Source organism: Dermabacter sp. (assembly GCF_032550575.1).
Lineage (GTDB): Bacteria > Actinomycetota > Actinomycetes > Actinomycetales > Dermabacteraceae > Dermabacter > Dermabacter hominis.
On the sequence record NZ_JAWFZC010000001.1, the window covers coordinates 439,350 to 452,592 of the forward strand.

9 protein-coding genes are annotated in these 13,243 nt (G+C 62.1%); all 9 read right to left on the reverse strand.

The features are described from left to right. Positions 1-266: 266 nt before the first annotated feature. The 9 genes from cimA to E6X30_RS02055 all read right to left on the reverse strand — a co-directional run bounded on the left by cimA (position 267) and on the right by E6X30_RS02055 (position 13,178). Positions 267-1,880 (reverse strand): citramalate synthase, encoded by a 1,614-nt coding sequence (cimA, locus tag E6X30_RS02015; RefSeq protein ID WP_316335639.1) that lies wholly within the window; start codon positions 1,878-1,880, stop codon positions 267-269. Positions 1,881-1,932: 52 nt separating this feature from the next. After that, positions 1,933-3,015 carry a branched-chain amino acid aminotransferase gene (locus E6X30_RS02020; protein WP_316335640.1) on the reverse strand — a complete coding sequence of 361 codons (1,083 nt, stop codon included), beginning with the start codon at positions 3,013-3,015 and terminating at the stop codon, positions 1,933-1,935. Positions 3,016-3,056: 41 nt separating this feature from the next. After that, the gene (locus E6X30_RS02025; RefSeq protein ID WP_016664775.1) at positions 3,057-4,112 is read right to left on the reverse strand and encodes a 3-isopropylmalate dehydrogenase; all 1,056 of its coding nucleotides are present in this window, start codon (positions 4,110-4,112) and stop codon (positions 3,057-3,059) included. Between the two features lie 44 nt (positions 4,113-4,156). Further along, positions 4,157-5,179 carry a ketol-acid reductoisomerase gene (gene ilvC, locus E6X30_RS02030; RefSeq protein ID WP_371440689.1) on the reverse strand — a complete coding sequence of 341 codons (1,023 nt, stop codon included), beginning with the start codon at positions 5,177-5,179 and terminating at the stop codon, positions 4,157-4,159. Positions 5,180-5,317: 138 nt separating this feature from the next. Beyond that, the gene (ilvN, locus tag E6X30_RS02035; RefSeq protein WP_034373537.1) at positions 5,318-5,848 is read right to left on the reverse strand and encodes an acetolactate synthase small subunit; all 531 of its coding nucleotides are present in this window, start codon (positions 5,846-5,848) and stop codon (positions 5,318-5,320) included. 2 nt (positions 5,849-5,850) lie between these two features. Continuing rightward, positions 5,851-7,605 (reverse strand): acetolactate synthase large subunit, encoded by a 1,755-nt coding sequence (locus E6X30_RS02040; RefSeq protein WP_316335641.1) that lies wholly within the window; start codon positions 7,603-7,605, stop codon positions 5,851-5,853. Between the two features lie 218 nt (positions 7,606-7,823). Further along, positions 7,824-9,656: a dihydroxy-acid dehydratase gene (gene ilvD / locus E6X30_RS02045; protein WP_316335642.1), complete on the reverse strand. Its 1,833-nt coding sequence runs from the start codon at positions 9,654-9,656 to the stop codon at positions 7,824-7,826. 89 nt (positions 9,657-9,745) lie between these two features. Next, entirely contained in the window at positions 9,746-11,341 is a 1,596-nt protein-coding gene (locus tag E6X30_RS02050; protein WP_316335643.1) for an alanine/glycine:cation symporter family protein, read from the reverse strand. 247 nt (positions 11,342-11,588) lie between these two features. Beyond that, positions 11,589-13,178: a sodium:alanine symporter family protein gene (locus E6X30_RS02055; protein WP_016664781.1), complete on the reverse strand. Its 1,590-nt coding sequence runs from the start codon at positions 13,176-13,178 to the stop codon at positions 11,589-11,591. Positions 13,179-13,243 lie beyond the last annotated feature (65 nt).

Consider the following 13,243-nt stretch of genomic DNA (forward strand, 5'->3'; position numbering starts at 1 on the left):
TCCCCGCACCGTTACGACGCACGTAGCGACGCTCCGAGAAGCTGGCTTGCTGCCCGCGAGTAGGAGTGGAAATGCCATAAGCATAGAACGGTTCCCCCTCCCCCTAGAGAGAGCACATGGCTTCCACCCTTCTTCACACCCCACCACCACGGGCCTCCCGGCTCCCCTTCCGCCCTTCTCACTGCGGGCTTGAGATGCGGTCCCGCCTACCGCTGGCGCTGCTATCCATTCAGGGTCCACAAGCTGAAAGACCTCGAAGCGATGCTTTAGAGCGATCCTCCGCTTTCGCGCGCTGGGGCCACGCGGAGCTTGTGCAGGCCGTACCAATAAGCGTCGAAAAGCGCCTCCCACGAGGCCTCGATAATGTTCGGGCCCACGCCAACCGTCGTGAAGCGGCCAAAGGGAGCCTGGCTCGTCACGAGCACGCGAGTCGTCGCGTCGGTGCCCTGCTGGGAGTCGAGGATACGCACCTTGAAGTCGACGAGTGCGAACGAGGCAATCTCGGGATAGGTGTCCACGAGCGCCTCACGAAGGGCCTTGTCGAGGGCATTCACGGGGCCGTTGCCTTCGGCGATCGTCACGCTTCGGTGACCGGGAGCCGTGCTGAGGCGCACGGTTGCTTCCGATTCGAGCGATCCGTCGCGGAGCTGGTGGGAGGAGGTGCGCCACGACTCCACCTCAACGTAGGTGGGAAGGTCCCCGAGAACGTGGAGCACGAGCATCTCGAAGGAGGCGTCGGCCGCCTCGTAGCTGTATCCCTCGGCTTCGCGCCCCTTGACTGTCTGGGCGAGCAGGGCGAGTGTGGCGTCCTCACCGGAGAGGTCGTAGCCGAGCTCGCGCCCCTTGAGTTCGATCGACGCCTTGCCCGCCATGTCCGAGATGATCATGCGCATGTCATTGCCCACGACCGTTGGATCCATGTGCTGGTACAGATCTGGATCCACGCGGATCGCGCTCGCGTGCAGGCCAGCCTTGTGCGCGAATGCGCTCGCTCCCACGTACGGCGCGCGTGCGTACGCGGGAATATTCGCGATCTCCGCGATTGCGTGGGCGATCCGTGTCGCATCGCCAAGCTGTTCGGGGCTCACGAGCTTTCGCCCGAGCTTGAGCTGAAGATTGGCGAGAACCGGAATGAGATCGGCGTTGCCCGTCCGCTCGCCATAGCCGTTCACGCAGCCCTGAACATGCACCGCGCCCGCTTCTACGGCGGCGATCGTGTTCGCGATCGCGCAGCCGGAATCGTTATGCATGTGGGCACCGAGACGGTCGCTCTCGAGCCCTGCTTTTTCGAGCCGTGCACGCACATCCGTGATGATCGCACTCACCTGATGCGGGAGCATTCCTCCATTCGTATCGCATAGAACAACAATCGCCGCCCCGGCGCGCAAGGCTTCGGCAACGACGCGCACCGCGTAGTCGGCATCGTGAGCATAGCCGTCGAAAAAGTGCTCGGCGTCGATGAACACCTCGCGGCCGTAACCACGGAGAAACTCAATGCTCTCGCGCACCATCGCGAGGTTCTCCTCGGCGCTCGTGCGCAGCGCCGATTCGACGTGCCGAAGATCAGACTTTGCCACGAGAGTGACCGTCGGAGCCCCTGAATCCACGAGCTCCCGCAACTGCGGGTCCTCGCTCGCCGCACACCCCTTTTTGCGGGTCGCCCCGAAGGCCGCGAGTCGGGCGTTCTTCAACGAGAGCTCCTTTTTCGCACGCGCGAAAAACTCTGTATCCTTCGGAACCGCGCCCGGCCAGCCGCCCTCGATATAGGTCACGCCGAGCTCATCGAGGAGCCTTGCGACCTGGAGTTTGTCCTCGACGCTAAGCGTGAGTCCCTCTTGCTGAGAGCCGTCGCGCAGGGTCGTGTCGTACAGGTGAAACACTGGCCGTGACCTCCGAGGTGCTGAAGAAAGAAACGGATCGGGTAGTGCAGCGCTACACGAGGCGCGCGAGCCAGCCGTGGCGGTCCTCAACGCGGCCGTACTGAATGCCCGTCAGCTCTTCGCGAAGGGCCATCGTGACCTCGCCGCTGCCACCGTTGCCGATTGTCCACGTGGCCTTTTCATCACGCAGCTCGCCAATTGGGTTGATCACGGCGGCTGTGCCGCACGCAAACATTTCCGTCACGCGGCCCGCAGCGATATCGGCGGTGAGCGCCTCGTAGTTGACGGACTCTTCGCTGGGGCTAAGGCCACGATCGGCGGCGAGCGTAAGGATCGATTCGCGCGTCACGCCCGGAAGGATCGAGCCGGTGAGCGTGGGCGTCACGATGCGACCATCGGCGTAGACGACGAAAGTATTCATGCCCGAGAGCTCATCGATGTTCGAGTGTGTCTCCGAATCGAGGAACATGACCTCATCGGCCCCCGCCTTGGCAGCCTCGTACTTGCCCTGGAGCGAGCTCGCGTAGTTGCCACCGCACTTGGCAAAGCCCGTGCCGCCGCGGCCCGCGCGGGCGGCGAGCGGCGAGACCCAGACGACGAGCGGCTGCACGCCGCGCGAGAAGTAGTTACCGGCAGGCGAAGCGATCACGTAGTAGTCGACCGTGTGCGCCGCACGCACACCGAGGAAGCTTTCCGAGGCAAACATGAACGGGCGAAGGTAGAGACTCGACTCGCCACCCGTGGGAACCCACGGCTCATCGGCGCTCACGACGCCTCGCAGCGAGGCGAGGAAGTCCTCGGTCGAGATCTCGGGTAGCGCGAGGCGCCTCGCCGAGTTCTGGATACGCGCGGCGTTCTTCTCGGGGCGGAAGGTCCACACGCTTTCGTCGGCGTGCCGGAAGGCCTTGAGTCCCTCGAAAATTTCCTGAGCGTAGTGGAAAACCGCAGCGGCAGGTTGGAGTGAGAGGGGGCCGTACGGAAGAATCTCACCCTCGCTCCAGCCTTCGGCTTCGGTCCACCGCTGATGGGCCATGTAATCGGTGAAGTTGTCGCCGAAGCCGGGATCCTTGAGGATGCGCTCACGCTCCTCGTTCGAGATTCGACGCGGAGCCGAGCTTGCGCGGTATTCACCCATGGGCTTTATTCCTCTCACCTTTAATCGTTGATTTCCCCAGTTTACGAGGCTGCATGCGCCTTTTCCCGAACAGCCTGCGCGATTGCGTCCCCGATCTGCGCGCACGTACGCGCGGAGCCCGGGTTCTCCGCGAGATCCTCGGTCACGGCCTCGCGCACGCGCTGCGCGGCCGCGTCCTCACCGATTGACTCGAGAAGGAGCGCAACGGAGAGGATCGTCGCGGTGGGATTCGCAATGCCCTTGCCCGCGATGTCGGGGGCGCTTCCGTGCACGGGCTCAAACATCGACGGAAACTCACCCGTGGGGTTCAGGTTGCCGGAAGCCGAAAGCCCGATGCCGCCAGAGATCGCACCCGCAAGATCGGTAATGATGTCGCCAAAGAGGTTGTCCGTCACGATCACGTCGAAACGCGAAGGATCCTGAACGAGGTAGATCATCATCGCATCGATGTGCGAGTAATCAACCTCGACATCGGGATACTCGCCGGCCACGTTCTCCACGATGCGCTTCCAAAGACGCCCGGCGTGCACGAGCACGTTGTGCTTGTGCACGAGGGTGAGCTTCCCGCGGCGCTTCGCGGCAAGCTCGAAGGCATAACGCACGACGCGCTCAACTCCGTGGGCAGTATTGATCGACACCTCGGTCGCCACTTCGTCGGCGCTCCCCTCGCGAAGCACCCCACCGGCACCAACGTACGCCCCCTCGGTTCCCTCGCGCACGACGACGAAGTCGACCGTGCCAGGGTTCGCAAGTGGGGAATCCACGTGCGGGAAGAGAGTCGTAGGGCGGAGGTTCACGTAATGCTCGAAAGCAAACCGGAGCTTGAGCAAAAGCCCCCGCTCGAGAACACCCGAGGGCACGCTCGGGTGTCCGACGGCACCCAGCAGCAGGGCGTCGTGGCGCTTAAGCGCGTCCAGGTCCTCATCCGTCAGCGTTTCGCCGGTGTCGTGCCAGCGGCTCGCGCCGAGGTTGTAGTCGGTCGTGACGAGGTTACGCCCCGTGCTTTCCAGGGCCGCCCGAAGAACCTTGAGGCCCTCGGGTACAACTTCCTGCCCAATCCCATCTCCGGGGATGACAGCGAGGTCAAGTGTGCTCATGGTTTCTCCTTCGGTGGCGCGAGGGTGGTGCACGGGGCGGCGAATCAGCGTTGTGCGGTGCCCTCTGTGTAGTCGGCATCGAGCTGCTCGGCGCTCCAGGCAAACATCGTGCGAAGCTCCTTGCCGACCTTCTCGATCGGGTGCTCCTGCTCGCTCGCGCGCAGCTTCGTGAACTCGGGCGCACCTGCCTTTTGATCATCGACGAAGCGCTTCGCGAAGCTGCCGTTTTGAATGTCGTCCAAAACGGCCTTCATGGAGGCCTTGACGTGTTCGTCCACGACTCGCGGACCCGAGACGTAGTCGCCGAATTCGGCGGTATCCGAGATCGACCAGCGCTGCTTCGCGATGCCACCTTCGATCATGAGGTCCACGATGAGCTTGAGCTCGTGAAGCACCTCGAAGTAGGCGATCTCGGGCTGGTAGCCCGCCTCGGTCAGTGTCTCGAAGCCCGCCTGCACGAGGTGGCTCATGCCTCCGCACAGCACAGCCTGCTCACCAAAGAGGTCGGTTTCGGTTTCTTCCGTGAAGGTGGTTTTGATCGCGCCCGCGCGCAGGCCACCAATCGCCTTCGCGTATGACAGGGCGAGCGGCCAGGCCTCGCCCGACTCGTCGTTTTCCACTGCGATGATGCAGGGAACACCGCGCCCGGCGACGAACTCGCGGCGCACCGTATGGCCCGGGCCCTTCGGCGCGACGAGCGCGACGTCGACGCCCTTAGGCGCTTCGATGTAGTCGAAGCGGATGTTGAAGCCGTGCGCGAAGAAGAGCGCGTTACCCGCCTCGAGGTTGTCCTTGATCTCGTTCTCGTAGATCTCGGCCTGGTACTGGTCAGGAGCGAGGATCATGATGACGTCGGCCCACTTCGCGACCTCGGCGACGGTGTCCACGCCAAAGCCCTGCTCTTCGGCTTTTGCTCGCGATTTCGACCCCTCCTTGAGGCCGATGCGTACCTCGACGCCCGAGTCGCGAAGGTTGAGGGCGTGAGCGTGGCCCTGCGAGCCGAATCCTACGATGCCGACCTTCTTGGACTGGATGAGTGCAAGATCAGCGTTGTCGTCATAAAACATTTCCGCCACGGTGAACTCCTTCGGTTCTCATGTGTGATTCGGTTGTGGGCAGTCTAACCGCCCCTCGTCTTACTTACTGGATACGTGTCTCATATTGAGAAACGCCGGTGGGTGTGCACCCGTCGGACCCCACGCTGCCTACCCGAGCAGCGCGCGATCCGTAATCGAACGCGAGCCGCGCCCGATCGCGACCGCCCCCGACTTCACGATCTCCTTGACCCCGAACTGCTCGAGCATGGACAGCAGCGCGGCAAGCTTATCGGCCGATCCCGTCGCCTCGATCGTGACGGAATCGGAGGCCGCATCGACGACCTTCGCTCGAAACATCTGCACTATTTCGAGAACCGACGTGCGGGTCTGGTTGTTGGCCTTAACCTTGACGAGCACAAGCTCACGCTCGACCGACTGCCGCGGCTCGAGCTGGACGATTTTCAGGACGTTCACGAGCTTATTGAGCTGCTTCGTGATCTGCTCAAGTGGCATCTGATCAACCTCGACCACGACGGTGATGCGAGAGATACCCTCGTGCTCGGTAGGTCCTACCGCGAGCGATGCGATGTTGTAACCGCGCCTCGCAAAAAGCGCCGTGACGCGCGTGAGAACACCGGGCTTATTCTCCACCAGGACGGACAGCGTATGGTTCTTCTCCGGGTCGCGCGAAAAGTCCATGCTCAGATCTCCCTCTCCCATTCGGGCGTCATGCCCTGCGCGATTTGAATCTCGTCGTTGCTCACGCCCGCGGGCACCATGGGCCACACCATCGCGTCAGCACTCACCTGAAAATCGACCACGACGGGGCGATCGTTGATCGCCATCGCTTCGCCGATCACCCGGTCGATGTCCTCGTCGCGCTCGCACCGTAGCCCTACGGCACCGTAGGCCTCGGCGAGCTTCACGAAGTCGGGAACGCGGCGCGTGCCGTGCCCGGTATTGAGATCGGTATTGGAAAAACGCTGATCGTAGAAAAGGTTCTGCCACTGACGCACCATTCCGAGCGACGAATTATTGATGATTGCGACCTTGATCGGAATATCGTTGAGCACGCAGGTCGCGAGCTCCTGATTCGTCATTTGGAAGCAACCGTCGCCGTCGATCGACCACACGACCTTGCCGGGCTGTCCCACTTTCGCGCCCATCGCCGCGGGCAGTGAGTAGCCCATCGTGCCGAGGCCGCCGGAGTTGATCCACGAATACGGCTCCTCGAAGTCGATGAATTGGCTCGACCACATCTGGTGCTGGCCCACACCGGCAACGAAGATCGATTCGGGGCCACTGATGGCGCTGATGCGCGAAATCACGTGCTGCGGCGCCGTGTAGCCGTCGGCAGTCGCGGTCCACCCGAGCGGGTAGTTCTCGCGCAGCCCGTTCATGAGCTGCCACCAGGCTTCGTAGTCGCGTTCGTCGCCGTCTGCAAGGCGATCGGCGAGGGCCGCTAGAAGGGCGCGAGCGACATCCGCCGCATCGCCCACGATCGGCACGTCGGCGACTCGGTTTTTTGAAATCTCGGCGGGGTCGATATCGGCGTGCACAACCTTTGCTGCGGGCGCGAACGAGTCGAGCCTTCCCGTCACGCGGTCATCGAAGCGTGCCCCGATCGCGATAACCAGGTCGCTGCGTTGGAGGGATGCGACCGCGGCGACGTCTCCGTGCATCCCGGGCATTCCCAGGTGCTGCGGGTGCGAGTCGGGAAGGGCGCCGCGCGCCATGAGGGTCGTCACGAACGGCGCGTTCGCCGCTTCGACGAGCGCACGCACCTCCTCGCTCGCGCGCGAACGAAGCACACCACCGCCCAGGAGGAACACGGGGCGCTTCGCGTTCACGAGCAGCTCGACCGCTTCTCGGATCTGCTTGCCGTGCGGGCGGCCGGGGATCCGGTAGCCGGGAAGATTGAGCTCTTCGGGCCATTCAAAAACGGTTTCGGCCTGCTGCGCATCCTTCGTCACGTCTACGAGCACGACCCCCGGCCTGCCCGTCGAGGCGATGTGGAAGGCCTGTTTGATCGCGAGCGGAATGTCATCCGCGTTCGTGACGAGGATGTTGTGCTTCGTCACGGGCATCGTCATGCCCACGATGTCGGCCTCTTGGAACGCGTCCGTACCAATAAAACTCGAACCCACCTGACCGGTGATCACCACCATGGGGATCGAGTCCATCTGGGCATCCGCAATCGCGGTGATGAGGTTCGTCGCGCCGGGTCCCGAGGTCGCGATGCACACGCCCACCTTGCCGGTGGCATGCGCGTACCCGCTCGCCGCGTGGCCCGCGCCCTGCTCGTGACGCACGAGAATGTGCCGAAGCCCCTTCGCATCGAGAAGCGGATCGTAGGTCGGGAGGATCGCTCCCCCGGGCAGGCCAAACACGACTTCCGCCCCCGCCGCTTCGAGCGACATGATGAGCGTTTGCGCTCCCGTGACTGCTTCAGCCATAACGCCTCCAACTATTCACTGACAAAAAAGCCCCTCGTCCCTTGCGGGAAATCGAGGGGCGCGGCTTATCGTGCGGGGGCGTTAGCCGCGCCCGGTAACGATAAGGAGAATGCTCTGCATGCCTGTAAAACTACCCGGATACGAATCTTGAAACGAAACGGTTCACATCTTGAGATCCGACGGCTCCTGCGAACCGTCGGCCCCACGGCGCCCGCCGCTTACGGGAGAGGCCTACGCGTCGCGCCAAATGTTGCCGAGCGCACGTGATGGGCATACACCTTCAGTGCCTGACTCACCTCGCGGCGTCGATTCTTCGGTCGCCACGGAAGAGGCCCGCGCGACTCGCGACGACGATCAAGTTCTGCCTGCGGAACATCGAGCGTAAGTTCACGCTTGTGCACGTCAATCACAATGCGGTCACCCGTCTCCACGAGACCGATCGCACCACCCTCGGCGGCTTCGGGCGAAATGTGCCCGATTGAGATACCCGAGGTGCCGCCCGAGAACCGACCGTCCGTAATGAGCGCGCAGGCCTTACCGAGCCCGCGCCCCTTGAGGTACGACGTCGGGTAGAGCATCTCTTGCATGCCCGGGCCGCCCTGTGGTCCCTCGAACTGGATCACGACGATGTCGCCTTCCGTAACGGATTTGTCGAGGATGCGTTGCACCGCTTCCTCTTGGGACTCGACAACAAAGGCGCGCCCCTCGAAGTGGAAGAGTTCCTCGTCAATGCCTGCGCTCTTGATGACGGCGCCATCAGTTGCGAGATTGCCTCGAAGCACGCACAGGCCGCCGTCTTTCGTGTGCGCGAACGGCACGGCGCGAATCACGCCCGATTCCTGGTCGAGATCGAGCTCCTCCCAGCGCATGTCCTGGCTGAACGGCACCGTCGTGCGTTTTCGGCCCGGTGCCGCACTGAAGAGCGTGAAGGCCTCCTGCCCGGCCTCTCCCCCGCGGATATCCCACTTGGCAAGCCATTCGGCGAGGGAACGAGCGTGAATCGCGTGCACCGAGTGATCGAGCAGGCCCGCGCGATCAAGCTCGCCGAGGATCGCGGGAATCCCGCCGGCGCGGTGCACGTCTTCGACGTGAGCAATTCCGTTCGGGGCGACCTTGGACAGGCAGGGAACGTTCCGAGAAATCCGGTCGATGTCTTCGAGGCCAAAATCAACCTCACCCTCGATCGCGGTAGCAAGGATGTGCAGCACGGTGTTGGTCGAGCCCCCCATCGCGACATCGAGGCTCATGGCGTTTTCGAACGCCGCTTTCGTGGCGATCGAACGAGGCAGCACGCTCTCGTCGTCATCGTCGTAGTAGCGGCGGCACAGTTCGACGATTCGCGCACCTGCCTCCACGAAGAGGTCGCGGCGGAACGCGTGCGTCGCGAGCGTCGTGCCATTTCCCGGAAGCGAAAGCCCCAGGGCCTCGGTGAGGCAGTTCATCGAGTTTGCCGTGAACATTCCCGAGCACGAGCCACACGTGGGACATGCATTGTTTTCGATCTGGGCGAGCTGGTCGTCGCTTATGGACTCATCGACGGCGTAGCTGATTGCATCGACGAGATCGATGCTGTGGTCGATTACGCCTTCGACGGGTTTACCGGCTTCCATTGGTCCACCCGACACAAAGACGACGGGAATGTTGAGCCGCATCGCCGCCATGAGCATGCCGGGCGTGATCTTGTCACAGTTGGAGATGCACACGAGCGCATCGGCGCAGTGGGCGTTGACCATGTATTCGATGCTGTCGGCGATGACGTCTCGACTCGGGAGGGAGTAGAGCATTCCCTGGTGCCCCATCGCAATGCCGTCGTCGACCGCGATTGTATTGAATTCCTTCGCCACTCCCCCGGCCTCGCGAATCGATTCGGCGACCATGTCGCCAACGTTTTTGAGGTGCACATGGCCAGGAACGAACTGTGTGAAGGAGTTCGCGATCGCGATGATCGGCTTGCCGAAATCATTCGAGCCCATGCCGGTCGCGCGCCACAGGGCGCGTGCGCCGGCCATATTGCGTCCGTGGGTTGACGTGCGTGAACGAAGGTGAGGCATGGCCACAGCATAGGCAGAAACCCAAGACCCTCGCCCAAATATTGGACGAGGGTCTCAGATTATGAACTGCCTGTTGCTAGAACGACCAATCAGCCTTCGCGATGCGGCCAACCGGGATCGTCCGCGAGGCGCTGCTTGAGCGCCTCATACTTGGCGTTTTCCTCCTCCTCGAGCGCGCGAGCTTCAGCGACTTGCTGCTCCGTGGGCTCGTGGTCACCCATGCCGACAGCGAGTGCCGGATCAACGACTGCGATCGCGCCCGTTTCAAGCTTCACCTTGTGGCGGAGAATCTCGTAACGCACAATCTTTGCGAGGAAGTAGATGCCGAGAAGGTTCGGAATCGTCATGAGGAAGAATACGGCATCCGAGAAGTTGATGACAGCGTCCATCGACACGGCCGAGCCGAGAATAACCGCGAGAATCCATACGATCTGGAAGCCGCGCTTCACGAAGGCCGACCGCCCGAAGAGGAACTCGGCGGCAAGGTTGCCGTAGTAGTAGTAGCTCAGGATCGTCGAGAACGCGAAGAGCGCCACCGACACGGTCAAAATATACGGGAACCAGCTTGCGACCGTCCCAAATGCATTCGCCGTCATGACGATGCCGTCGCCGCTACCGTCCTCATACACACCCGTCACGGTAATGGCGATCGCCGTGAGCGTGCAGACGATAACAGAGTCCACGAGCGGCTCCCACATCGCGGTGAAGCCTTCCGTCGCGGGCTCCTTGGTCTTCGAGGCCGAGTGCGCCATGCCGGCCGAGCCCACACCCGCAGCGTTCGAGAAGAGCGCGCGCTGGATACCAACGATGGCCACGCCGATCGCGCCACCGGTCACACCCTCGCCGGTTACAGCCGTCGAGAAGATCTTGGCGACCGCCTCGGGCACCGCCTGAATATTCATGATGATGATCGCGAGCACGCACAGGAAGTACACAATTGCCATGAGAGGCGTGATGCGCGCCGTCCACGTGCCGATCGACTGAATACCGCCGACGATCACGAGCGCCGCAAGCGCCGCCATAATCGCACCGATGACCCAGCGGTTGTCCTGAAGGAAGGCAATGCCGAGCTGATCGCTAAGGATCGCCGCGCCCTGATTCGACTGGAAGAGGTTACCCGCACCAAACACGCCGATGAGCGTGAATGCCGCGTAGAGGAACGAGAGGACGATGCCGAACTTCTTGAAGCCGACGTCATCAAGACCGTGCCTGAGGTAGTACATGGGGCCGCCATGCGTGTGGCCGTCATCGTCAATCTCGCGGTACTTCGAACCGAGAGTCGCCTCGGCCATCTTTACGCTCATCGCGAGGAAGCCGAAGAGTACGATCCACAGCGCGGCACCGGGCCCACCGATCGAAATGGCGACGGCAACACCGGCGATATTGCCAAGACCAACGGTGCCCGAAAGCTCCGTCGCGAGAGCCTGAAAGGAACTCACCTCACCCGGGTCGGTCTTACGGGTGTATTTGCCGCGAATGACACCGATCGAATGCGCGAGCCCCGTGATGGGCTGGAATCGAAGCCACACCGTGAGGAAGAGGGCGGCCGCGATCAGCCACAACACGATGATGGGGACCTTGACCCCGGCAATGGTGGGGGCGTAAAAAACGACCGCCGACAAGAAATTGGCAAACGGCGCAAAGTAGGTATTCAAGAACTGGTCGATAACACCAGAACTATGCATCAGTTACTCCTTGAGGGGGAAAAGCAAACACGCTCCACCATTCGGAAAAGAACCGGCGGTTTCAAGCGCATTCGGGAAAACGAATTCTTAGCGACAATTTGTCCACGCGCACTCAAGCGGACCTATTTGCGCACTGACGCAGCGACAAAACCCCTGGTTAGCGGCAGTACATAGCAATCACCAGGAGCCCCGTCAAGTAATGAGGGCCAATGCGGCGCCTGTGACTAGCATCACTCGGTGGCCTGCATCACTCGTCTTCGCGCTGCTGACCCCATTCGCCGTCTTCATAGAGACGCTCGCGAATCTCATGCCATTCGCGTGCTTCCTCTTCGTCGCGATCACGCGCCTCAGAGATCTGCTCTTCGGTGGGCTCGTGATCTCCCATGCCCACGGCGAGCTCGGGATCAATCTGCGGGATGGCTCCAGTTGTCACCTTCACCTTGTGGCGCAGGATCTCGTAGCGAACGATCTTGGCGAGCGCGTACACGCCGATGAGGTTCGGGATGGTCATGATGAAGATGAGCGCATCGGCAAGAGTGACAACGGAATCGATCGTGATGGCGGACCCGATGATGGTGAAGGCAATCCACACGACCTGGAAGCCGTGGGTCACCCATTTCGAGTTGCCGAGGATGTACTGGATCGCGCTCAGGCCGTAGTAGTAGTACGCGAGCACGGTTGAGAACGCGAACGGAACGACGATCACCATGAGGACATACGAGAACCACGGTGCAACGGTCGAGAAAGCCTTCGCGGTCATCACGATGCCGTCGGACTCACCGCTCTTATAGACGCCGGTCACGACCACAACAAGCGCGGTGATCATACACACGACGCACGAGTCGAGGAACGGGCTCCACATGCCCGTAAAGCCCTCGGTCGCGGGGTGGCGGGTTTTCGCCGCCGCGTGCGTCATGCCCGCGGTTCCAACGCCCGCGGCGTTCGAAAAGAGCGCGCGCTGAATACCGATCACGGCGGCTCCAGCCGCGCCCCCGGCCACTCCCTTGGGCTGGAACGCTTCGGTCACGATCGTCATGAATGCCGAGGGGACCTGCGGGAGGTTGAAGAGAAGAATAAGGATTGCGCTGACGAGGTAGATACCCGCCATGAGCGGAACGGCTTTCGATGTGATCTTGCCGATCGACTTCACGCCGCCGACGACGACGAGCGCGAGGAGGATGCCAAAGACCACACCCACGATCCAGCGATTGTTGAGAAGGAAGTCCCAACCGAGCTGCTCACCGAGGATCATCGCGGTCTGGTTCGACTGGAACATGTTTCCGCCGCCGAACACGCCGAAGAAAGCCGAGATCGCGTAGAACATTGCGAGAACGCTGCCGGCCTTCGCCCAGCCGATCTCTTTGAACCCATATTTGAGGAAGTACATAGGGCCTGCGTGGACCGTTCCGTCTTCGTCGATCACGCGGTATTTCGTGCCCAGGGTCGCCTCGGCCATCTTGAGGCTCATCGCAAAGAAGCCGAAGATCGCGATCCACAGTGCGGCGCCCGGCCCGCCGAGCCCAATCGCGACCGCGACGCCCGCGATGTTGCCAAGCCCGATCGCGCCTGAAATCTCGGTGGCAAGCGCCTGGAAGCTGCTCACCTCACCGGGGTCGGTTTTGCTCGCGTAGCGCCCTCGCACGACGTCAATCGCGTGCTTGAATCCCGTGATCGGCTGGAAACGCAACCACACCGTCATGAAGATGGCCGCCACTGCGAGCCAGACGACGATCAGTGGGATTTCAATGCCGCCGATATTCGGCGCGTAGAACACGACCGCGCTCATAAATTGAGCAATCGGTGCGATCAGTTGGTCAACGTACTGGTCGAAACTCATGAGTCCCTCTCGGTTGGCCCAGATCTGCTTCAGGCCGCAAAATGGGGCCTCGGTCACTAAAGCCC